General features: G+C 73.2%; 22 protein-coding genes and 1 riboswitch. Of the genes, 8 read left to right on the top strand and 14 right to left on the bottom strand.

All coding sequences use genetic code 11. The features are described from left to right. Positions 1–84 precede the first annotated feature (84 nt). The gene (locus O7600_RS04000; protein WP_281592351.1) at positions 85–741 is read right to left on the bottom strand and encodes an NAD(P)H-binding protein; all 657 of its coding nucleotides are present in this window, start codon (positions 739–741) and stop codon (positions 85–87) included. A 168-nt stretch (positions 742–909) separates the two neighbouring features. Between O7600_RS04000 and O7600_RS03995 the strand changes: the two genes are divergently transcribed. Next, positions 910–1,755, top strand: coding sequence for an NAD-dependent protein deacetylase (locus tag O7600_RS03995; protein WP_281592350.1), 846 nt, complete (start codon positions 910–912; stop codon positions 1,753–1,755). Between the two features lie 56 nt (positions 1,756–1,811). Further along, positions 1,812–1,902: riboswitch (glycine riboswitch) on the top strand. Positions 1,903–1,975: 73 nt separating this feature from the next. Continuing rightward, positions 1,976–4,789, top strand: a complete 2,814-nt coding sequence (gcvP, locus tag O7600_RS03990) for an aminomethyl-transferring glycine dehydrogenase (RefSeq protein WP_281592349.1) — start codon at positions 1,976–1,978, stop codon at positions 4,787–4,789. Between the two features lie 94 nt (positions 4,790–4,883). On the opposite strand, the gene O7600_RS03985 is transcribed toward gcvP, so the two are convergent. Beyond that, the gene (locus tag O7600_RS03985; RefSeq protein WP_013286363.1) at positions 4,884–5,084 is read right to left on the bottom strand and encodes a DUF5999 family protein; all 201 of its coding nucleotides are present in this window, start codon (positions 5,082–5,084) and stop codon (positions 4,884–4,886) included. Positions 5,085–5,207: 123 nt separating this feature from the next. Between O7600_RS03985 and O7600_RS03980 the strand changes: the two genes are divergently transcribed. Further along, the gene (locus O7600_RS03980) at positions 5,208–6,398 is read left to right on the top strand and encodes a chorismate-binding protein (RefSeq protein WP_281592348.1); all 1,191 of its coding nucleotides are present in this window, start codon (positions 5,208–5,210) and stop codon (positions 6,396–6,398) included. Between the two features lie 28 nt (positions 6,399–6,426). Here O7600_RS03980 and pip read toward each other — a convergent pair whose 3' ends face one another. Continuing rightward, positions 6,427–7,374 carry a prolyl aminopeptidase gene (pip, locus tag O7600_RS03975; protein WP_281592347.1) on the bottom strand — a complete coding sequence of 316 codons (948 nt, stop codon included), beginning with the start codon at positions 7,372–7,374 and terminating at the stop codon, positions 6,427–6,429. A 108-nt stretch (positions 7,375–7,482) separates the two neighbouring features. Between pip and def the strand changes: the two genes are divergently transcribed. Beyond that, positions 7,483–7,992, top strand: a complete 510-nt coding sequence (gene def, locus O7600_RS03970) for a peptide deformylase (RefSeq protein WP_281592346.1) — start codon at positions 7,483–7,485, stop codon at positions 7,990–7,992. 34 nt (positions 7,993–8,026) lie between these two features. On the opposite strand, the gene O7600_RS03965 is transcribed toward def, so the two are convergent. Continuing rightward, complete coding sequence (locus O7600_RS03965) at positions 8,027–8,818, bottom strand: GNAT family N-acetyltransferase (protein WP_281592345.1); 792 nt, start codon at positions 8,816–8,818, stop codon at positions 8,027–8,029. Then, complete coding sequence (locus O7600_RS03960; RefSeq protein WP_281592344.1) at positions 8,818–9,594, bottom strand: TSUP family transporter; 777 nt, start codon at positions 9,592–9,594, stop codon at positions 8,818–8,820. The genes O7600_RS03965 and O7600_RS03960 overlap by 1 nt, the downstream gene beginning before the upstream one ends. A 174-nt stretch (positions 9,595–9,768) precedes the next feature. On the opposite strand from O7600_RS03960, the gene O7600_RS03955 reads away from it, so the two are divergent. Next, positions 9,769–10,548: an endonuclease/exonuclease/phosphatase family protein gene (locus O7600_RS03955; RefSeq protein WP_281592343.1), complete on the top strand. Its 780-nt coding sequence runs from the start codon at positions 9,769–9,771 to the stop codon at positions 10,546–10,548. A 1-nt stretch (position 10,549) separates the two neighbouring features. On the opposite strand, the gene O7600_RS03950 is transcribed toward O7600_RS03955, so the two are convergent. The 3 genes from O7600_RS03950 to O7600_RS03940 all read right to left on the bottom strand — a co-directional run bounded on the left by O7600_RS03950 (position 10,550) and on the right by O7600_RS03940 (position 13,709). Then, positions 10,550–11,410 carry a tetrahydrofolate dehydrogenase/cyclohydrolase catalytic domain-containing protein gene (locus tag O7600_RS03950; protein WP_281592342.1) on the bottom strand — a complete coding sequence of 287 codons (861 nt, stop codon included), beginning with the start codon at positions 11,408–11,410 and terminating at the stop codon, positions 10,550–10,552. A gap of 92 nt (positions 11,411–11,502) precedes the next feature. After that, a complete protein-coding gene (locus O7600_RS03945) occupies positions 11,503–12,528 on the bottom strand; it encodes a hypothetical protein (RefSeq protein WP_281592341.1) in 1,026 nt (341 codons plus the stop codon). A 182-nt stretch (positions 12,529–12,710) separates the two neighbouring features. Next, the gene (locus O7600_RS03940) at positions 12,711–13,709 is read right to left on the bottom strand and encodes a tyrosine-type recombinase/integrase (protein WP_281592340.1); all 999 of its coding nucleotides are present in this window, start codon (positions 13,707–13,709) and stop codon (positions 12,711–12,713) included. A 96-nt stretch (positions 13,710–13,805) separates the two neighbouring features. Between O7600_RS03940 and O7600_RS03935 the strand changes: the two genes are divergently transcribed. Continuing rightward, entirely contained in the window at positions 13,806–14,672 is an 867-nt protein-coding gene (locus tag O7600_RS03935) for an aminoglycoside phosphotransferase family protein (RefSeq protein WP_281592339.1), read from the top strand. Between the two features lie 123 nt (positions 14,673–14,795). Here O7600_RS03935 and O7600_RS03930 read toward each other — a convergent pair whose 3' ends face one another. The 6 genes from O7600_RS03930 to pdxY all read right to left on the bottom strand — a co-directional run bounded on the left by O7600_RS03930 (position 14,796) and on the right by pdxY (position 20,572). After that, positions 14,796–17,156 (bottom strand): excinuclease ABC subunit UvrA, encoded by a 2,361-nt coding sequence (locus O7600_RS03930; protein ID WP_281592338.1) that lies wholly within the window; start codon positions 17,154–17,156, stop codon positions 14,796–14,798. A 27-nt stretch (positions 17,157–17,183) separates the two neighbouring features. Then, on the bottom strand, positions 17,184–17,633 hold the full coding sequence (locus O7600_RS03925; protein WP_281592336.1) for a pyridoxamine 5'-phosphate oxidase family protein: 450 nt from the start codon (positions 17,631–17,633) through the stop codon (positions 17,184–17,186). Positions 17,634–17,641: 8 nt separating this feature from the next. Continuing rightward, positions 17,642–18,055, bottom strand: a complete 414-nt coding sequence (locus O7600_RS03920) for a VOC family protein (RefSeq protein WP_091577623.1) — start codon at positions 18,053–18,055, stop codon at positions 17,642–17,644. 5 nt (positions 18,056–18,060) lie between these two features. Continuing rightward, entirely contained in the window at positions 18,061–18,528 is a 468-nt protein-coding gene (locus O7600_RS03915; RefSeq protein ID WP_281592335.1) for a helix-turn-helix transcriptional regulator, read from the bottom strand. 45 nt (positions 18,529–18,573) lie between these two features. Continuing rightward, entirely contained in the window at positions 18,574–19,605 is a 1,032-nt protein-coding gene (locus tag O7600_RS03910) for a hypothetical protein (RefSeq protein ID WP_281592334.1), read from the bottom strand. Between the two features lie 115 nt (positions 19,606–19,720). Next, a complete protein-coding gene (pdxY, locus tag O7600_RS03905; RefSeq protein ID WP_281592333.1) occupies positions 19,721–20,572 on the bottom strand; it encodes a pyridoxal kinase PdxY in 852 nt (283 codons plus the stop codon). 139 nt (positions 20,573–20,711) lie between these two features. On the opposite strand from pdxY, the gene O7600_RS03900 reads away from it, so the two are divergent. Both O7600_RS03900 and O7600_RS03895 read left to right on the top strand, forming a co-directional pair. After that, complete coding sequence (locus tag O7600_RS03900; protein ID WP_281592332.1) at positions 20,712–22,130, top strand: OFA family MFS transporter; 1,419 nt, start codon at positions 20,712–20,714, stop codon at positions 22,128–22,130. Continuing rightward, positions 22,127–22,252, top strand: a complete 126-nt coding sequence (locus O7600_RS03895) for a hypothetical protein (RefSeq protein ID WP_281592331.1) — start codon at positions 22,127–22,129, stop codon at positions 22,250–22,252. The genes O7600_RS03900 and O7600_RS03895 overlap by 4 nt, the downstream gene beginning before the upstream one ends. Positions 22,253–22,277 lie beyond the last annotated feature (25 nt).

Below are 22,277 nucleotides of genomic sequence, written 5' to 3'. Positions count from 1 at the left end.
GGCGGGCCCTGCTCACCGGCGCCGCCGCTCTCGCCGCCTACCTCGACGCGGACGGGACCTAGCCGGCGCGAGCGCCGACGGGACCTAGCCGGCGAGGGCGCCGACGGCCTCGGCGATGGGGGTGTCCCCGCCGACGAGTTCGACGGTGTGCCCGGCGGTGCCCGGGGCGTACAGCAGGGCCAGCAGCACCCGGGCCACGTCGGCGCGGCTGACCGCGCCGGCGTCGACGTGCCGGGCCAGGGTGATCCGGCCGGCCGGTTCGTCGTCGGTGAGCCGGCCGGGGCGCAGCACGGTCACGTCCAGGTCCCGGGCGGTGACCTCGTCCTCGGCGGCCTTCTTCGCCCGCAGGTACGCCGCCCACACCTCGTCGGTGCCGGCGGCGGGCGGGTCGTCCACGCCCATCGAGGAGACCAGCAGGTAGCGGCGGACGCCGGCGCGGACGGCGGCGTCGGCGAGCAGCACGGCGGCGCCCCGGTCGACGGTGTCCTTGCGGTCGGCGCCGCTGCCCGGCCCGGCCCCGGCGGCGAACACCACCGCGTCGGCGCCGGCGAGGTGGGAGGCGAGGGCGTCGACGTCGGTGTGTTCCAGGTCGCACACCAGCGGCCGGGCGCCGGCGGCGCGCAGCGCGGCCTCGTGCTCGGGGTTGCGGATCAACCCGAGCGCGGTGTCCCCGCGCCCGGCGAGTTCCCGCTCCAGCAGCTTGGCGATCTTCCCGTGGCCTCCGGCGATGACGACGCGCATGCCCTCAACCTAGCCCGCCACACCGCACCCCGCGGGGTGACCGGCCTCGTCGATCATGAGGTTGGCGGCACGACACGCCGGGCCGGGCCACCGCCAACCTCATGGTCGACGCAGTGATGCGAACCGCGGGGGTGGGAGGTGCGGGGGTGGGCGAGGGAGCATGGACGGGTGAGTGACGAGTTCGAGGCGTTGACGCGGCTGGTGGCCGCCGGGGGTGTGGTGGTGCTCAGCGGCGCCGGCCTGTCCACCGAGTCGGGCATTCCCGACTACCGGGGACCCAGCGGCGCGGCCCGCCGGCACACCCCGATGACCTACCAGGCGTTCACCCGCGACCCGGTGGCCCGGCGACGCTACTGGGCGCGCAGCCACCTGGGGTGGCACACCATCGCCCGGGCCGCGCCCAACGACGGGCACCGGGCGGTGGCCCGCCTGCAGCACGCCGGGCTCCTCGACGGGATCATCACCCAGAACGTCGACGGGCTGCACACCGCCGCCGGCGCCACCAGGGTGATCGAGCTGCACGGCCGCCTCGACGAGGTGACCTGCCTGGACTGCGGCAACGCCACCGGCCGCGACGAGCTGCACCGGCGCCTGTCCGAGGCCAACCCGGGCTTCGACGCGGTCGCGGCGCACGTCAACCCCGACGGCGACGTGGACCTGCCCGACGAGGCGGTGGCCGGGTTCCGCGCCGTCGACTGCGGGGTGTGCGGCACCGGCATGCTCAAACCGGACGTGGTGTTCTTCGGCGAGACGGTGCCGGCGCCCCGGGTGGCCGACTGCTTCGCGCTGGTCGAGCGGGCCCGGGCGCTGCTGGTGCTGGGGTCGTCCCTGACGGTGATGTCGGGGCGGCGGTTCGTGTTGCGCGCGGCGAAGCACGGCATCCCGGTGGGCATCGTCAACCAGGGCGCCACCCGCGGCGACGGGTACGCCACGCTGCGCCTGGACGCCCCGCTGGGCGCCACCCTCACCGCGCTGACCGCCGCGCTCACCGCGCCGGCGCCGGCGGCACGGTGATCACCCCCGGGACATGAGCCGGAAACACGCCCGCTGGTAGCGTGGGAGGTGCCGGTACCACCCACGTGGGAGAGACCGTCTCGCCGACGGCGCCGAAGGGGCAGATTCTCCCCGGAACCTCTCAGGCAAAAGGACCACGTGGGCAGGCGCTGTGGAGCGCGTCAGCGCGACTCAGGGGGAGGCCGACCCGTCGACCTCGCCCCCACAAGGAGCGCCGCCCATGACCGCAGAGCAGTTCGCCGACCGGCACATCGGCCCCGGCCCGGACGACGAGCGCCGGATGCTGGAGGCCGTCGGCTACAGCTCCGTCGACGAGCTGATGGACGCCGCGATCCCCGAGGTGATCCGCTGGCACGGCACCCTCGACCTGCCCGCGCCCGCCTCGGAGCGGGAGGCCCTGGCCGAGCTGCGCGCCCTGGCGGCCCGCAACACCGTCGCCGTGTCGATGATCGGCCTGGGCTACCACGGCACCCACACCCCGGCGGTGATCCGCCGCAACGTGCTGGAGAACCCGGCCTGGTACACCGCGTACACGCCGTACCAGCCGGAGATCAGCCAGGGCCGGCTGGAGGCGCTGCTGAACTTCCAGACCATGGTCACCGACCTGACCGGCCTGGCCACGGCGAACGCCTCGATGCTCGACGAGGGCACCGCCGCGGCCGAGGCGATGACCCTCGCCCGCCGGGCGTCGAAGAGCAGGAGCGCGGTGTACGTGGTGGACGCCGACGCGCTGCCGCAGACCGTCGCGGTGATCACCAGCCGCGCCGAGCCGCTCGGCATCGAGGTGCGCGTGCTCGACGTGGTGCGCGACGACCTGCCGGCGGAGTTCTTCGGCCTGCACCTGCAGTACCCGGGGGCGTCCGGCGCGGTCCGGGACCACCGGGCGCTGGTCGAGGCGGCGCACGGTGTGGGCGCGCTGGTGACCGTCGCGGCGGACCTGCTGGCGCTGACGTTGCTGCGCCCGCCGGCGGAGATCGGCGCGGACATCGCCGCCGGCACCACCCAGCGTTTCGGCGTACCCATGGGTTTCGGTGGCCCGCACGCCGGTTACCTGGCCGTGCGCGCCGGCCTGGAGCGGATGCTGCCCGGCCGGCTGGTCGGGGTGTCCCGCGACGCCGACGGCAACCCGGCGTACCGGCTGGCGTTGCAGACCCGCGAGCAGCACATCCGCCGGGAGAAGGCGACCAGCAACATCTGCACCGCGCAGGTGCTCCTCGCCGTGATGGCCGGCATGTACGCGGTCTACCACGGCCCGGACGGGCTGCGGGCGATCGCCCGGCGCACCCACGAGGCGGCTGCCCGGCTCGCCGCCGGGCTGCGCGCCGGCGGCGTCGAGGTGGCCGACGTGCCGTTCTTCGACACGGTCACCGCGACCGTGCCGGGCCGCGCCGCGCAGGTGGTGGCCGCCGCCGCCGAGCGCAACGTGAACCTGCGGCTGGTCGACGCCGACCGGGTCGGCGTCTCCTGCGACGAGACCACGACCGCCGCGCACCTTGCGGCGGTGTGGGCGGCGTTCGGCGTCGACGGGTTCGACGGGGACGTCGACGCGGGCCTGCCGGGCGGCCTGGCCCGCACGTCGGACTTCCTCACCCACCCGGTGTTTCGCACCCACCACTCGGAGACGGCGATGCTGCGCTACCTGCGCCGGCTGGCCGACTTCGACTACGCCCTGGACCGGGGCATGATCCCGCTGGGCTCGTGCACGATGAAGCTCAACGCCACCACCGAGATGGAGCCGATCAGCTGGCCGGAGTTCGCGCACGTGCACCCGTTCGCGCCGGACGCGCAGACCGTCGGCTACCGGGAGATGATCGCCCAGCTGGAGGGTTGGCTGGCGGAGGTCACCGGCTACGACGCGGTCAGCGTGCAGCCCAATGCCGGTTCGCAGGGTGAGCTGGCCGGGCTGCTGGCCATCCGCGCCTACCACCGCGAGCGTGGGCAGGGGCACCGGGACGTGTGCCTGATCCCGTCGTCGGCGCACGGCACCAACGCCGCGTCGGCGGTGATGGCCGGCATGCGGGTCGTGGTGGTCGGCTGCGACGCCGACGGCAACGTCGACCTGGTCGACCTCGACGCGAAGATCGACAAGCACCGGGACGCGCTCGCCGCGATCATGGTGACGTACCCGTCGACGCACGGGGTGTACGAGACCGGCATCGCGCAGTTGTGCGCGAAGGTCCACGACGCCGGCGGTCAGGTGTACGTCGACGGGGCGAACCTCAACGCGCTGGTCGGGTTCGCCAAGCCGGGCAAGTTCGGGGCGGACGTGTCGCACCTGAACCTGCACAAGACGTTCTGCATCCCGCACGGCGGCGGCGGCCCGGGGGTGGGGCCGGTGGCGGTGCGGGCGCACCTGGCGCCGTTCCTGCCCGGCGACCCGGCCGACGGGCGGCCGGCGATCTCGGCCGCCCGGTACGGGTCGGCGGGGATCCTGCCGATCCCGTGGGCGTACCTGCGGATGATGGGCGCGCACGGGCTGGCCCGGGCCACCGGCGTGGCGGTGCTGGCCGCGAACTACGTGGCGGCGCGGCTGCGGGCGCACTTCCCGGTGCTCTACGCCGGCAACAAGGGCCTGGTGGCGCACGAGTGCATCCTGGACCTGCGGCCGTTGACGAAGGCGACCGGGGTGAGCGTCGACGACGTGGCCAAGCGGTTGATCGACTACGGCTTCCACGCGCCGACGATGTCGTTCCCGGTGGCGGGGACGCTGATGGTGGAGCCGACCGAGAGCGAGGACCTGGCCGAGCTGGACCGGTTCTGCGAGGCGATGATCGCCATCCGCGCGGAGATCGACCAGGTCGGGTCGGAGCAGTGGCCGGCGGGGGACAACCCGCTGTCGAACGCGCCGCACACGGCGGCGATGGTCTCCGCTGACGAGTGGCCGCACCCGTACCCGCGGTCGGTGGGCGCCTACCCGGGCGACACGGACCCGGTGGGGAAGTACTGGCCGCCGGTGCGGCGCATCGACGGCGCGTACGGCGACCGGAACCTGGTCTGCTCGTGTCCCGCGCCGGAGGCGTTCGCGGAGGACTGAGCGCATCGCGCCGGGGCGGTGGGGACACGGCCGCCCCGGCCGGCGCGCCGACGATCTTCGTCGGCGCGTACGCTCACTGACGCTGCGTGATCGCTCAGGCGACGAGGGCGTGGCGGGCCGGTCCCCGGTGCGGGGCGATGGTCCGCCCGTCGGGGAGCAGCTCACCGGTGTCCTCGAAGACGATGACGCCGTTGCAGAGCAGGCTCCAGCCCTGCTCAGGGAAGCAGGCGAGGACGCGGGCGGCTTCGCGGTCGGTCGCGTCGGCGGAGGGGCAGGTGGGTTGGTGCTGACACATCGGGTTCTCCGGACTGTGGGGGCACTGTGTCATGGTTCACATGACCAGTGACGCACAGTACCAAGGAAAACTGAGCGGCATCGAGCAAGGATGCGTCTTGTTCACCCAGAATCGGCTGAACGGATGAGCCGGAACCGCCCAGACGTTGTGGAAGCGCTCCCACAGGTGCCGGTCGATGCCCCCGGCGCGCCGCCCGCGTGCCGTGGCCGGCTGGTCGAGACCGCCCGGCTGCAGTGGCGCGTCGGCGACGGCGGCGACCCCGCCGAGCTGGCGCAACGCTTCCTCACCGCGCACGGCGTACCGACCGACGACCTTGCCCGACCCGCCCGGCACGCACCGGACGGGGTGTGCGGCGCGGCGCTGTTCCTGTCCGCCGCCGCCGGCGCCCACACGATCGGCGCCCCACCCGGCGCGCCGAGCCCCGCCCCCACGCTGCCGGACCTGGCCGTGGTCGTCTACCACCACACCGACCGGCCACCCACCCGACGCCCGACGCCCGACCGATGGTGGCTGGGGGACTGGCAGGACAGCTGGAGCGCCGCCGAGCACGCCGCCGCCGTCGACGCCGTCCGCGCCGCCATCGGACGCGGCGACGTCTACCAGGTCAACCTCGTCGGCCACGCCGCCGCCCCGTACACCGGGGACCCCCGCCCGGCGCTGGCCCGCCTCGCCGCGCTGCCCGGCGCCCGCTACGGCGGCACCCTCACCGGCGCGGGCTGGGCGGTCGGCTGCGCCTCCCCGGAGACGCTCGTCGCACTGGAACACGGCCGCCTGGTCACCCGTCCGATCAAGGGCACCCGCCCGGCCACCCCCGCCGGCCGCCGCGAACTGCTCGCCTCGGCCAAGGAACGCGCCGAACACGTGATGATCGTCGACCTGGAACGCAACGACCTCGCCCGGGTGGCCCGCACCGGCTCCGTGCGGGTCGACGAACTGTTCGCCGTACGCCGCTGGTGCGACCTGTGGCAGGCCGAGTCGACGGTGTCCGCGGTGCCCGCCGACGGCCTCGGCCTGGCCGACCTGCTGCGCGCGGTCAGCCCCGGCGGGTCGGTCACCGGCGCGCCCAAACACGCCGCCGTGGCGCACCTGGCCGCGCTGGAACCGGTCGGGCGGGGCGCCGGCATGGGCGCGCTCGGCTGGGTCGGCCCCGGCCGGCTCGACCTGGGACTGACCATCCGCACCGCCGCCGCCGACGCCCGCCGGCTGCACCTGTGGGCCGGCGGCGGCATCACCTGGGGCAGCGACCCGGCCGCCGAGGTCGCCGAGGCCGCCGCCAAGGCCGCCCCGGTGCGCGCCCTGCTCGCCGCCGGCTGACCCCCCCCCGGCCGCAGCCGGTGACCGCTCAGGCGGCGGCGAACGCGTCCAGGGCGGCGACCACCCGCTCACCCACACCGTGCCCGCCGCCGTGCCCGCCGGCCTCGACGATCTCCAGCCGCGCGTCCGGCCAGTCCCGGGCCAGACGCCAGGCGACGTCCGGCGGGCCGCTGACGTCCAGCCGGCCCTGCACCATGACCCCCGGGACGCCGGCGAGCCGGCCCGCGTCGCGCAACAGCTGCCCGGCGGGCAGGAACCCCCGGTTGGCGAAGTAGTGGGTGACCAGCCGGGCGAACCCGAACCGGAACACCGGGTCGGCGAACCGGGGGTCCGGCGCGAACCCGCCGGCCAGACTGACGTGCACGTCCTCCCAGTCGCACCAGTCGCGGGCCGCCCGTTCCCGCACCGCCGGGTCGGGGTCGTTCACCAACCGGGCGTACGCCGCCGCCAGGTCACCGTCACGGTCGGCCTCCGGCACCCCGTCGCGGAACCGCGCCCAATGCTGCGGGAACACCCGACCCATGTCCCGGGTCACCCACTCGACCTCCCGCGCGGTGGTGGCGACCACGCTGAACAACACCAGCGCGCTCACCCGATCCGGGTGCCGCTGCGCGTACGCCAACGACAACGTCGACCCCCACGAGGCGCCGCACAACAACCACCGGTCCACCCCCAGATACGCGCGCAGCGCCTCCATGTCGGCCAGCAGATGCCCGGTGGTGTTCACCGACAGGTCGGTGGCCGGATCCGACACCGGCGGGGTGCTTCGCCCGCAGCCGCGCTGGTCGAACAACACGATCCGGTAGGCGGCCGGGTCGAACAGCCGCCGCCACGACGCGTCCGCGCCCGACCCGGGGCCACCGTGCACCACCAGCGCCGCACGGCCGTCGGGATTGCCGCTGGTCTCCCAGTGGATCCGCTGCCCGTCACCGACGTCCAGCATCCCCCGCGCGTACGGCTCGACCGGTGGATACACGCGACACCCCTCCCACGACGGATCCGACAGCGCGCCCACCCTACGACCCGCCCGCCGCGCCGACGGGTGGGCACCCCGAGCCGGTAAGCAACGGATAGCCTTCCGGGCATGACTATGCGCCCGATCCGGATCATCGGCGACCCCGTGCTGCGCACCCCCAGCGAGACGGTCACCAGCTTCGACGCCGAACTGCGCACCCTCTTGCAGGACCTGATGGACACCCTGCTCGGCGCACCCGGACGCGCCGGCGTCGCCGCCCCGCAGATCGGCGTCAACGCCCAGGTGTTCGTCTACCAGGCCGACGGCCACCGCGGCCACATGATCAACCCCACCCTGGAGTTGTCCGAGGAACTCCAGGACGACGACGAGGGCTGCCTGTCCATCCCCGGGCTCTACTTCCCGACCCCCCGCGCGCTGCACGCCACCGCCCACGGCGTCGACCAGCACGGCGAACCGCTCACCGTCACCGGCGCCGGCTTCCTCGCCCGCGCCCTGCAACACGAGACCGACCACCTGCGCGGCCGCCTCTACGTCGACACGCTGCGCGGCGACACCCGCCGCCGCGCGCTGCGGGAGATCCGCGCCGGCCGGTTCGACTCACCCAGCCGCGCCCGCTGACCCACAGCGGCCCGCTCAACCCGCGACGGGCCGCTCAGCCCGCCCCCGGCTCGCCGGGCAACCGGGTCAACGCGCACTCGGTGAACCCCGCGACCGCGGTGAACCCCAACCGCTCGTACAACCGCACCGCCGCGGCGTTGTCCGCCCGCACGTTGAGCGTCACGTGATCCACCGACGCCCGCAACCGCGCGCACAACGCCGCCACCACACCCGCGCCCAGGCCACGCCCCCGCACGTCCGGATGCGTCGTCACGTTCCCCAACGCCGCCACCCGCCACCGCGGCGACCACACGTGCACCCCCGCCACCGCCACCAACCGGCCACCCGCGCGCACCCCCACGTACTGGCCGGTGTCCAGCATCCGCGGATCGAACCAGTTCCCCGGATACGCCACCGCGTACAACTCCCGCAACTGCGCCAGATCAGCCCGACCCAACGGCTCACCCACCGCCGGCACCGCCGCCGCCCGCGGAGGATCCGTCCACGCCATCCGCAGGTGCGCCGCCGCGTCCGACACCGCGTACCACCGCGACACCGTCGCCTCCAACCCGGGGGACAGGTGCGCCCACAACCGCGCCGGCAGCACCGGCGCCGCCTCCACCAGCAACCCCGACAGCGCCGCCACCCGCTCCGGCGCCGCGAACGCCAACAACGTCGGCAACTGCACCCCGTGGTACAGCAACACCACCTCGTCACCACGACGGAACCACGACGTGTACGGCCAGAAGAAATCGTCCAGATCACCCAACTGGTACGCGTGCAACACCGGATCCCGACCCAGCAACCCGGCCAACACCGCCCGGTCGTGCTCCGCCCGCACCGCCATCACCGCACCGCCGTCCACTGGTCGTACCCCAGCCGCGCCACCAACGCCAGCACCACCACCAGCAGCACCACCCGCACGAACTCGGCGCCACGCCGCAACGCCATCCGCGCGCCCACCATCGCCCCCGCCACGTTGCACACCGCCATCGCCGCACCCACCAACCACCACACGTGCCCGGTCACCCCGAACACCACCAGCGCACCCAGGTTCGTCCCCGCGTTGACCACCTTCGCCATCGCCGACCCGTGCACGAAATCCGCACCCACCAGCGCGGTGAACGCCAACACCAGGAACGTGCCCGTACCCGGACCGATCAACCCGTCGTACAACGCGATGCCCACCCCGGCCACCGCCACCGCCGCCACCACCCGCCCCCGGGTCCGCCGCGCCGGCGACGCCACCACCCCCAACCGCGGCCGGATCAGCACGAACACCGCCACCGACACCAACACCACCAACACCACCGGCCGGTACGCCCCCGCCGGCACCGCCCCCGCCAACGCCGCACCCAGCCCCGCCGTCACCACCGCCAGCCCCGCCGCCGGACCCGCCACCGCCCAGTCCAGCTTCGTCCGCCGCGCATACGTCACCGCCGCCGTCGACGTCCCAAAAATCGCCGCCAGCTTGTTCGTCCCCAACGCCGTGGCCACCGGCAACCCCGGCGCCGCCACCAACAACGCCGGCAACAACAACAGCCCACCGCCGCCCACCACCGCGTCCACCCACCCGGCCAGCGCGGCAGCGCCCAACAACGTCGTCAGCGACACGGCATCCACGGCCGCATTCTTCCCACCCCGCCACCGGCCACGAGACCCCCTGTGGCCAGCCTCACCGGCCCCGACGCCGCCGCAACCACACCCCCACCGACGCCACCGCCACGAACACCAGCATCGAACAGCACAGCAGCTTCAGCACCCGGCAAGCCTGCCACGGCGACGTAGGGTGTGCAGGTGCGCCTGGCCACCTTCAACCTGCTGCACGGCCGTTCCCTCACCGACGGGCTCGTCGACCCGGACCGGCTCACCGCCGCCGTCACCGCCCTCGACGCCGACGTCCTCGCCCTGCAGGAGGTCGACCGCGACCAGAGGCGCAGCGGCAAACTCGACCTCACCGCCCTCGCCGCCCGCGCCCTGCACGCCGAGCACCACCGCTTCGCCGCCGCCGTCGTCGGCACCCCCGGCGAACAGTTCCGCCCCCTCACCCACGACGACGACGGCCACGGCGAACCCCTCTACGGCATCGGCCTGATCAGCCGCCACCCCGTCCGCTCCTGGCGGGTCACCCGACTGCGCGCCGCACCCGTACGCTCACCCATCTACGTACCCGGCCCCGGCGGCGGACTCGTCCTGCTCCGCGACGAACCCCGCGTCGTGCTCGCCGCCGTCCTCGACACCCCCCACGGCCCGCTCACCGTCGCCGCCACCCACCTGTCCTTCGTCCCCGGCTGGAACGTGTGGCAACTGCGCCGCGTCGTACGCGCCCTGCGCGCACTGCCCGCACCCCGGATCCTGCTCGGCGACCTCAACCTGCCCGCCGGACCCGCCGCCGCCCTGTCCCGCTGGCGACCCCTGGCCCGCCGCCCCACCTACCCGGCCGGACAACCCCGCGTCCAACTCGACCACATCCTCGCCGACCGGCAGCACCTCGACCGGCTCCCACCCGTCACCGCCGTCGACACCCCCCTGGCCACCATCTCCGACCACCGGCCCCTCGTCGTCGACCTCGGCTGACCTAGCCGGTCTGCCGCACCGCCGCCCGCACCGCGTTGCGGAACAACATCGCCACCGTCGTCGGACCCACCCCACCGACGCGCGGCGTGATCGCCCCCGCCACCTCGGCACACGACTCGTCCACGTCCGGCAGCAGACGCCGCCCCTCGTACCGCACCCCACCACCGACCACCACCGCACCCGGACGCACATGCTCCGGCCGCACGATCCCCGGCACCCCCGCCGCCGCCACCAGGATCTCCGCCCGCCGCGTGTACCGCGGCCAGTCCGCCACCCCGGTGTGCACCACCGTCACCGCCGCGTTCGCCGTCGGCCGCTTCTGCGCCAACAACATCGCCAACGGCCGACCCAACGTCGCACCCCGACCCAGGACCACCACCTCCCGGCCCGCCACCGGCACCCCGTGAAACGCCAGCAACGCCTCGATCCCCGCCGGCGTACACGGCAACGGACCCGGCAACCCCAACGCCAACCGGCCCATGTTCACCGGATGCATCCCGTCGACGTCCTTGTCCGGATCCAACTCCGCCAACGCCCGGTCGTAGTCCAGGTGCCCCGGGATCGGATGCTGCACCAACACCCCGTGCACACCCTTGTCCGCGTTGAAGTCCGCCAGCACCGCGTGCAGATCCGCCTGCGACGCCGACGCCGGCAGATGCACGTGCGGCGACACGAAACCCAACTCCGCCGCCTGCCGAGACTTGATCCGGATGTAACCCGCGCTCGCGTCGTCGTCACCCACCAGCACCGTCGCCAACGCCGGCGTCACCCCCGCCGCACGCAGCTCCGCCACCGACGCGGCGACCTCCGACAACACCCGCTCCGCCACCGGCCCACCCGGCAACAACCGCGCAGAAGACATACGACACCCCGCCCGCGGAGGCCCAGGCGGTCGACCCCCACGACGAGCTCCCCGATGGTTCACCCATCCCCGTGCCGCCAGTCGCGTCCCCCTCACCCTGCCACAGCACGCGCCGCGACCGCATCCACCACCGCCTGCCACTCCGGCAACGCCGCCAGCAGCGCATCCGACCGCAGCCGCCGATCCGCCGCCGACGCCACCCCCAGATCCGCCAACACCGCCGCGAACGCCGGCCGCAACGCCCGCTCCCGCGACGGCGCCACCGACCCCAACACCGCATGACACCGCGCGTACGTCACCAGCACCCAGAACATCGCTTCCCGGTGCCGCCCCGCCGCCACCAGCTCCGCCGCCCCGTCGAACACCACCGGCCGCCCCGCCGCACCCAGATCCGCCCCGAACCCGAACCCCGCCCGCGGCAGACGCGCCACCTCGTCGAACACCACCGCCAACCCGGCCAGGTGCTCCCGCACCCGCCCCGCACCCACCCCACCGCCGTCCAGCGTCGCCAGCAACTCCGGATACCTCCCGGCGAAACCGAACCGCCCCAACACCTCCGCCGCCCGCACGTACCGCCGCCGCACCGTCGGATCCACCAACGCCGCCACCGCCGGCCACACCGCCACCAGCGACGTCGGGAACACCCACGCCAACACCTGCTCCGCCGGCGGCGCCTCCGCGTCCAGCACCCGCAACCCGACTTCGACCCGCCGCCGCACCCCGGCACACCGCCGCCGCACCCACACCGGATCCGCGAACCCCGCCGCCACCCGCTCCCTCACCACGGCCAGCCGGCCCGACGGATCCGCGATCACCCCATCGGTACGGAACATCGGCGCGAACACCCACGACCCCAACACGTCCTCCGGGCCGCCAAGCTCGTCCCAGGTGACCGTGCCGACATCCAGCAGCACCCCCCGATGGGTGAGCTTGCCCAGCTTCGTCGCGGGGGAGTCACGCACCAACACCACGTCCACGTCCGACGACGCCGGCAGCTCCGCGTCCTCCGGCATCCCCAGCGTCGACCCGCTGAACAACGCGCCCCGCACCGACGGATCCGCGCGCATCCGCTCCCGCACCCAGCCGACCGCCACCGCCCGCGCCGCACCCACCCGCACCGACCCGATCCTGCCAGCGCCCCACCAGTTCCGAAACCGGAGCCCGATCGACCGGACCACCGAGGTGACACCACGCCGCGTGACCGCTCGATGGAAGGGCCCCTACAAAGCGATATACCGCTCAGTCATAGATGTGACCCAGCGGTATATCGCCAAGATGAGGACACTGTCCCGACGCCCGGTCAGCTCCGTGCCGTCAGCCCGGACAGCGCCCGGTTGGTGCGGTTCGCCGCCACCGCCGCCCGCTGCTGACCCGCCGTTACCTCGATGTACGTCTGCGACGACGCCAACGACGCGTGCCCCAGCAACCGCATGATCTCCGCCGCGCTCGCCCCGTCCTCGGCCAACCGCGTGGCGAACGTGTGCCGCAACGCGTGCAACCGCGCCCCACGCGGCACCCGGTCCCCGATGCCCGCCCGCCGGTAACACGACTCCACCAGATACTGCAGGCCGCCCCGGCGCAACGGCTCACCCCGCCGGTCCACCAGCAACGGCCCGTCCGGACGCACGCTGCGCGCGCCGAACCGGAACCGACGACTGTCCAGGTAGCCGACCAGCACCCGGTCCACGCCCGCCTCGATCGGCACCGTTCGGGGCCGCCCACCCTTGCCCGCCACGTCCACCCGACGCTCACCGGCGCGGCCCGCCACCGACGACACCCGCAACGCCAACAGCTCCGACAGACGCAACCCCGCGCACAGCGCCAGCGCCAGCACCGCAAGGTCCCGCTCCGGCCACGGATCGCGCTGCCGGCCCTCCGCGCGCGCCACCGCCGCCAGCAGCTCCTCCGGCGTGTCCTCGCCCCGCAGCGGCTTCGGCCGGGGGAGCGGCGTGCGGGGCCGCCCCACCGCCGGCATCGGATTCCCCGGCACCACACCCTCGGCGACGAGGAAGGTGAAGAAGCTGTTCCAGGTGGACCAGGCACGGTGAACGGACGCGGCGGCGCGGGGAGCGGCGAAACGCGCGAACGCCGCCCGCATCACGCGGGGGGACAGGTCGGTCACCGGTAGCCGGTTCAGGGGGAGGGGAGTGCCGCCGTCGTCGGCCGCCACCAGGGCCGCCACCGTGGTCAGGTCCCGGCGGTAGGCGGCCAGGGTGTGGGGGGAGGGCTTACGGGTGGCCCGCGCGGTCAGGAACTCCTCGATCAACATCTCGACCATTTCGTCCGCTTTGTCGTGCATAAGGGATATTATGCACGATATTCACGTTCACGCCAGGCCGCGCCCCGGGGGAGAGCGGACGGAAAAGGCGTTGTGCACGCCCGGAGACTGGACCGCATGGTGGAGATCGACGCCGCGCTCGTCCGCACCCTTGTCGCCGCGCAGTTCCCGCAGTGGGCGCACCTGCCGGTCACGGCCGTCACGCGACAGGGGTGGGACAACCGAACCTTCCGTCTCGGCGACGACCTGCTGGTCCGCCTGCCCAGTGCCGAGGGCTACGCGTCGGGCATCGCCAAGGAGGATCGCTGCCTGCCGATCCTGGGCCGCCACCTGCCGCTGCCCGTACCCGAACCGGTCGCCACCGGCGCGCCCGGCGCCGGTTACCCCCACCCGTGGTCGGTCCGCCGCTGGCTGCCCGGCGACACCCTGGCCGCCGCCGACGACGTCGACCGCACGGCCGTCGCGCGCGAGCTCGGCACCCTGCTGGCCGCGTTGCGGCGGGTCCCGACGGCCGGCGGCCCGGCGGCGGGCCGGCACTCCGCGTTCCGCGGGTGCCACCCGAGCGTGTACGGCGACGACGTCGAGCAGGCCCTGGAGCGCCTCGGTGACCGGGTTGACGGTGACGCCTGCCGCGAGGTGTGGGCTCGCGCGCTGACGTCGGCCTGGCCGGGAGCGCCGGTGTGGTTCCACGGTGACGTCTCGGCCGGCAACCTGTTGGTCGTGGACGGCCGGCTCGCTGCGGTGATCGATTTCGGCACGTGCGGGGTGGGTGATCCGGCGTGCGATCTGGTGCCGGCGTGGACGTGGTGCGTCGGCGCCGAACGCGCGGTGTTCCGGGACGCGGTCGGCCTGGACGCCGACAGCTGGCGTCGGGCCCGCGGGTGGGCGCTGTGGAAGGCGCTGATCTCGGTCGCGTACGGCAGCGACGCTCCGGAAGAGCCGTTGCGGGTGGTGGCGGAGGTCCTCGCCGATCCGGTGGTGTGAACGGGCGCGGGGAGACCCCGACCCGCCTTACTTGACATAATGTAGATTATCGAATCCAGCGGAACGGGGGTGGAGGGCGGCGGCGTCGGTGCCGGACGCCGCCGCCCCGGCGCCTACGCCGGCTCAGGCCCCGACGTAGGCGGCGAGGTGCTCGCCGGTGAGCGTCGACCGGGCGGCCACCAGCTCGGCCGGCGTGCCCTCGAAGACGATCCGGCCGCCGTCGTGACCGGCGCCCGGACCGAGGTCGATGATCCAGTCGGCGTGCGCCATGACCGCCTGGTGGTGCTCGATGACGATGACCGACTTGCCGGATTCGACTAGCCGGTCGAGCAGGCCGAGCAGCTGGGCCACGTCGGCCAGGTGCAGGCCGGTCGTCGGCTCGTCGAGGACGTAGACCCCGCCCCTGTCCCCCATCCGGGTGGCGAGCTTGAGCCGCTGCCGCTCTCCCCCGGACAGGGTGGTGAGCGGCTGGCCGAGAGTGAGGTAGCCGAGTCCGACGTCGGCGAGCCGGTCGAGGATGGCGTGGGCGGCCGGGGTGCGGGCGTCGCCGGCGCCGAAGAACTTCTCGGCCTCGTTGACCGGCATGGCGAGAACCTCGCTGATGTCGCGGCCGCCGAGGTGGTAGTCGAGCACGGCGGCCTGGAACCGCTTGCCGTCGCAGTCTTCGCAGGTGCTGGCGACGCCGGCCATCATGCCGAGGTCGGTGTAGACGACGCCGGCGCCGTTGCAGGTGGGGCAGGCGCCTTCGGAGTTGGCGCTGAACAGGGCGGGTTTGACGCCGTTGGCCTTGGCGAAGGCCTTGCGGATGGGGTCGAGCAGGCCGGTGTAGGTGGCCGGGTTGCTGCGGCGGGAACCGCGGATGGCGGTCTGGTCGACGCTGACCACGTCGTCGCGCTTGCCGAGGGAGCCGTGGATGAGGGAGCTCTTGCCGGAGCCGGCGACACCGGTGACGACGACCAGGACGCCGAGCGGGATGTCGACGTCGACGTCGCGCAGGTTGTGGGTGCGGGCGCCGCGGATGGGCAGGGTGCCGGTGGGTGTGCGGACGGAGTCCTTGAGGGTGGCGCGGTCGTCGAGGTGGCGGCCGGTGACGGTGTCGCTGGCGCGCAGGCCGGCGACGGTGCCCTGGTAGCAGATGGTGCCGCCGTCGGTGCCGGCGCCGGGGCCGAGGTCGACGACGTGGTCGGCGATGGCGATGGTCTCCGGTTTGTGTTCGACGACGAGGACGGTGTTGCCCTTGTCGCGCAGGCGCAGCAGGAGGTTGTTCATCCGGGCGATGTCGTGCGGGTGCAGGCCGATGGTGGGTTCGTCGAAGACGTAGGTGACGTCGGTCAGTGACGAGCCGAGGTGGCGGATCATCTTGGTGCGCTGGGCCTCGCCGCCGGAGAGGGTGCCGGAGGGGCGGTCGAGGCTGAGGTAGCCGAGGCCGATCTCGACGAAGGAGTCGAGGGTGTCCCCCAGTGCGGCGAGCAGCGGGCCGACGGAGGGTTCGTGCAGGTCGCGTACCCAGGTGGCGAGGTCGCTGATCTGCATGGCGCAGGCGTCGGCGATGTTGATGCCGTTGATCTTCGAGGAGCGGGCTTCGGGGGCCAGTCGGGTGCCGTCGCAGTCGGGGCAGGTGGTGAAGGTGACGGCGCGTTCGACGAAGGCGCGGATGTGGGGCTGCATGGCGTCGACGTCCTTGGCCAGCATCGACTTGCTGATGGCGGGGATGAGGCCGGTGTAGGTGACGTTGATGCCTTCGACCTTGACCTTGGTGGGTTCCTTGTGGAGCAGGTCGTGCAGTTCGCGTTTCGTGTAGTCGCGGATGGGCTTGTCGGGGTCGAACATGCCGCTGGCGCGGAAGATGCGGCCGTACCAGCCGTCCATGCTGTAGCCGGGGATGGTGATGGCGCCCTCGTTGAGGGTGCGGTCGGCGTCGTAGAGGACGGTGAGGTCGAAGTCGGTGACGGCGCCGCGGCCCTCGCAGCGGGGGCACATGCCGCCGAGGCGGTGGAAGGTGCCCTTCTTGGTCTGGGTCTTGCCGGGGCCGCGGTCGACGGTGATGGCGCCGGCGGCGCGGACGGAGGGGACGTTGAAGGAGTAGGCGTTGGGTGGGCCGATGTGGGGTTGGCCGAGGCGGCTGAAGAGGATGCGCAGCATGGCGTTGGCGTCGGTGGCGGTGCCGACGGTGGAGCGGGGGTCGGCGCCCATGCGTTCCTGGTCGACGATGATGGCGGTGGTGAGGCCTTCGAGGATGTCGACCTCGGGTCGGGACAGGGTGGGCATGAAGCCCTGGACGAAGGCGCTGTAGGTCTCGTTGATGAGTCGTTGGGACTCGGCGGCGATGGTGCCGAAGACCAGTGAGCTCTTGCCGGAGCCGGAGACGCCGGTGAAGACGGTGAGGCGGCGTTTGGGAAGGTCGACGTCGACGTCGCGCAGGTTGTTCTCGCGTGCGCCGTGGACGCGGATGACGTCGTGGCTGTCGGCGGTGGCCGTGGTCATGGTGTCTCCGTCCGGTCGTGCGGGGTGTCAGTCGAGCCAGGCGCCGTCGCGCATGAGCGTGCGGTCGGTCATCTCGTTCACCTCGCGCCAGGCCTGGATGCGGCGGGGTCGGATGCGGTACCAGTGGTAGGGCTCGGTCAGGGTACGGGGGTCGAAGCCGGTGCGGGTGGCGAAGCGGTCGCCGCGGTCGGTGGGTAGGGCGTGGATGTCGAGGGTTTCGACGTCGCCGTCGATCATGACGACGTCGCGGGTGTGGCCGAGGCCGACGCGGGCGTGGCCGGTGGCGAGGTTGCGGCCGGTGGGGCTGTGCGTGGCGGTGGCCAGCAGCAGGGTGTGGCCGTCCCAGTCGAAGGACAGGGGCACGAGGTGCGGGGTGCCGTCGGGGTCGGCGCTGGCGACCCAGCAGTCGATGTCGTGGTCGAGCCGGTGGGTGGTGTCCTGGCGGCGTCGGGCGCGGGTGCGGGGGGCGTCGGTCATCGGTGGGTTCAGCGCCGCTCGTTGATGCGGATGAGGTTGCCGGTGGGGTCGCGGAAGGCGCAGTCGCGGACGCCGTAGGGCTGTTCAGTGGGTTCCTGGACGACGTCGGCGCCGCTGGCCTGGAGGCGGTCGAACAGTCCGTCGAGGTCGTCGGTGGCGAGGGTGAGAGCGCCGTAGCTGCCCTTGGCGATGAGTTCGTGGATGGTGCGGCGTTCGTCGTCGGTGATGCCGGGGTCGACGGCCGGGGGGTGCAGGACGATGCCGGTTTCGGGCTGTTCGGGCGGGCCGACGGTGAGCCAGCGCATGGTGTCGCCCTGGCCGACGTCGTTGCGCAGGTCGAAGCCGAGGGTGTCGCGGTAGAAGGCGATGGCGGCGTCGGCGTCGGTGTGCGGCAGGAACGCGTAGTGGATGGTGATCGTCATGGTGGTCACGCTAGTGGGGGCGTGCCGGTGCGGGCTTCTCGATTCCTGATCGGTCGGGTGGCTTGTTTGGTCAGGCACGGGGGTGGTTCGGCGGCGCCGGGTGTGTGGCGGGCGCGGTAGGCGCTGGGTGGTTCGCCGACGAGTTCGGTGAAGCGGGTGCTGAAGGTGCCGAGGGACTGGCAGCCGACGGCGAAGCAGACATCGGTGACGGTGAGGTCGCCGCGGCGCAGCAGGGCCATGGCGCGTTCGATGCGGCGGGTCATGAGGTAGGCGTAGGGGGATTCGCCGTAGGTCTGGCGGAACTGGCGGCTGAGGTGGCCGGCGGACATGTGCACGCCGCGGGCGAGGGCTTCGACGTCGAGGGGGCGGGCGTATTCGCGGTCGATGCGGTCGCGGACGCGGCGCAGCCGGGTGAGGTCGCGTAGGCGTTGGGCGAACGCGGGGTCGTCGGTGGCCGGGTGGTGGGCGTGCACGTGTGCATCTTCCCTGCTCGGCGGCGGGGTCGTCCACCTGTTCGGTCAGGGCGGCGTGTCGGTCGACCCGGCGGCCCAGGCGGTCCAGGCGTCGCGCCAGCCCTGGTCGGCGGCGGCGCGTCGGCGGAAGTCGGCCGTGGGGTCCGGCACCAGTCGTTGGTGGTGTCGCCAGGCTCGGTGGGCTGGACCGCTGGGTAGGTCGTCGGCGAGGCCGGTGACGTGCAGGAGGGTTTCGGTGATGGCGCGCTCGCGTAGCCGGGGTGAGGTGTCGAACCAGTCGGCGTGCCCGGCGAGCGTGGTGAGGTGGGTGATCGCGTCGGACACCGCACGGTTGGCCGCTGGTTCGCTCTGGTCGGTGAGTTCCTGCTGGCGTCGCACGGCGGCGCGCCAGAGGCCGGACCAGTGGGCCGGTAGTTCGGGGTGTGCTCCCCCTCCGGCGATCCAGGTCAGGGTTTGGCTGCGGTGTCGCAGGGCGGCGTCGATCAGCGCCCGGTGCGGTTCGCGGGTGAGGTCTTGTGGCACGGGCGGTGGGGGTGGCTGCGGGAGCGGGTCGGGTCGATGCCAGGCGCGGTCGAACAGGGGTGCCGGGTCGGCGACGAGGCGGAGCTGGATGGCGGGGGGCCAGTCGCGGGCCACGACCGTGATCTCGGCGTCGATCTGGGCGTCGGCGCAGCGGGTCGCCGCCCACCGGTCGCCGGCTCGCACGGCGCGCCCGGTGACGGGCCGGCCGTCCAGGTGCATCGTGGCGTCGTCCTCGGTCCATTCGACGTCGGACAGGTGTGCGCCGGCCATGCGCATCGCATGTTCCAGTCGGTGGCGGAGGGGGTCGCCCCGGTTGTCGGTGCGGCGCGCGGTGTCGACGGTCGCCCACGGGCCGGTCGTGGCGTCGCCGTGGGCGACCCGTACGTGGGTGATCGTGCCGTCGGTGGATTCGAGTCCGGCGAACCGCGCGGTGGTGGGCAGGCTGGGGCCGGTGAGCGCGACGACGGGCAGGCCGCTGTCGCGGAGTTCACGGCGCAGGCGTTCGGTCTGTCGGGCGAGGCGTTCGTCGGTGGGAGGTCTGGGGTCGTGCTGCACCGCGGCTCCTCTGGTGTCCGGCTGCGGGTGTGACGGTACTCGCGGCCGGCCGCCGCCCGGCCGCGTCAGGCATGTCCGCGGGGCCGGGCGGGTCGCCGCGTTCCGAGGTGGGTGGTCAGCGCAGTCGGCGGGCGGTGAAGCGGGTGGGTGGGTCGGCGATGGCGTCCTGGGCGGCGACGAGTTGCAGTTCGCGGGTGCCGGCGGCAAGGGTGGCCTCGAGTATCGCGAAGATCGAGTTGGTGGTGCGTTCGAGCGCGGTCTGGGGTGAGCCGGTGGTGGCGAGGTGGGCCAGGTAGAGGGCCGCGGTGACGTCGCCGCCGCCGTTGGGGGCGATCGGCAGCAGCGGGGTGGTGACCGCCCACGCGCCGGTGTCGGAGACGGCGACGACGTCGAGGTGGTCGGCGGGCAGGTCGCCGTGCAGGACGCTGGTGACCAGGACGTGGCGGGGGCCGGTGGCGCGGACGGTGTCGACGGCGGCGAGCAGGTCGTCGAGGGTGGCGGTGGTGCGGCCGGAGAGGAACTCCAGCTCGAACTGGTTGGGGGTGACGATGTCGGCGCGGGGCACGACGGTGTCGCGGAGGTATTCGGGGATGCCGGGGCGGACGAACATGCCGCGGCCGACGTCGCCCATGACCGGGTCGCAGCAGTAGAGGGCGTCGGGGTTGGCGGCTTTGACCTGGGCGACGGCGTCGAGGATGACCGCGCCGACGGCCGGGTCGCCCTGGTAGCCGGAGAGCACGGCGTCGGCGGTGCCGAGCACGCCGCGGTCGGCGATGCCGGCGATGACGTCGGCGACGTCGGTGGGGGCGAGCAGGGGGCCGCGCCAGGCGCCGTAGCCGGTGTGGTTGGAGAAGTGCACGGTCAGCACCGGCCAGACCTCGTGGCGGAGGCGTTGCAGTGGGAACACGGCGGCGGAGTTGCCGACGTGGCCGTAGGCGACCGATGACTGGATGGACAGGATCTTCACCTGTTCATGGTCGCATCCGGCGGCGGTGGTGACCGTTCGGCTCAGGGTTTCGACCGTCGGGCGCGGGGCGGGTTTGGGCGCAGCGTGCGGCGGGGGCATGAAGCGAGGTGTTCTCGTCATCCGGACGGAGGAAGCACTGATGCTTTCCGCACTCGATCGTCGGCACACCGTCGCGCCACCGGGTTACAGCCGTTGGCTGATTCCCCCGGCGGCGTTGGCGATCCATCTCTGCATCGGGCAGGTCTACGCGACCAGCGTCTACAAGAACTCCCTGATCGCGCACTTCGACACCGGGCAGACGGCGATCGGGGTGATCTTCAGCATCGCGATCGTGATGTTGGGGTTGTCGGCCGCCGTGGCCGGTACGTGGGTGGAGGCGAACGGGCCGCGCAAGGCGATGTTCGTCTCGGCGTGTTTCTGGGCGGCCGGGTTCCTGGTGGGCGCGTTGGGGATCGCGACGTCGCAGCTGTGGCTGCTGTACCTGGGGTACGGGGTGTTGGGCGGGATCGGGCTGGGGATCGGGTACATCTCCCCCGTCTCCACGTTGATCAAGTGGTTCCCGGACCGGCCGGGCCTGGCGACCGGTCTGGCGATCATGGGGTTCGGTGGTGGGGCGATGGTGGCCTCTCCCCTGTCCCGGCAGCTGCTGTCGTTCTTCGACTCCGGGTACGACCCGTCGAACAGCGGGTCGACGGCGTCGGGATCGGCGCTGGTGTGGCTGTTCGTCACCCTCGGCGTCGGCTACTTCGTGATCATGATGTTCGGGGTGTTCAACGTGCGGGTGCCGGCGGCGGACTGGCGTCCGGCCGGCTTCGACCCGGCGAGGGTGGCGGCGAAGCCGCTGGTGACCACCGCGAACGTGTCGGCGGCGAACGCGGTGAAGACCCGTTCGTTCTGGCTGCTGTGGGTGGTGCTGTTCTGCAACGTGACCGCCGGGATCGGCATCCTGGAGCAGGCCAGCCCGATGATCCAGGACTTCTTCCGCGAGGGTGGCACGTCGGCGGTGTCGGTGGCGGCGGCCGGCGGTTTCGTGGGGCTGCTGTCGTTGTTCAACATGGCGGGGCGGTTCGTCTGGTCGTCGACGTCGGACATGATCGGCCGGAAGCCGATCTACGTGGTGTACCTGGGTGTGGGCATGGTGCTGTACCTGCTGCTGGCGCTGGTGGGGCAGACCGCGACGGCGTTGTTCGTGCTGCTGGCGTGCGTGATCCTGTCGTTCTACGGCGGCGGGTTCGCCACCGTGCCGGCGTACCTGCGGGACCTGTTCGGCACGTTCGAGGTGGGCGCCATCCATGGTCGGCTGCTGACCGCCTGGTCGGCGGCGGGGGTGGCGGGTCCGCTGATCGTCAACGCGTTCCTCGACGCGCAGGGCGAGCCGGGCACGTTGACCGCGGCGGCGTACCGGCCGGCGCTGTTCACGATGGTTGGGGTGCTGGCGGTGGGGTTGGTGGCGAACCTGCTGATCCGGCCGGTGCCGCAGCGGTTCCACGAGCCGGCTTCGGGCCGGGACGAGATGGCGGACGAGCGGCCGGTGGTGGCGGAGAGGAGCGGGTCGTGAACGAGCGGGTCGGTGGCGGGCAGCGGGTCCGCCTGGTGGTGTCGTGGCTGGTGGTGTCGGTGCTGTTGGGTTACGGCGTGGTACAGACGCTGGTCACGGCGGTGAAACTGTTCACGCAGTGAGGGGCGGCGGCGGCCCGGGGTCTCC

Origin of the sequence: Micromonospora sp. WMMA1998 (assembly GCF_027497375.1) — a bacterium.
GTDB classification, from domain to species: Bacteria; Actinomycetota; Actinomycetes; order Mycobacteriales; family Micromonosporaceae; genus Micromonospora; species Micromonospora sediminicola.
The sequence above is the reverse complement of the archived record's forward strand: the minus strand, read 5'-3'. Positions and strand labels throughout refer to the sequence as shown.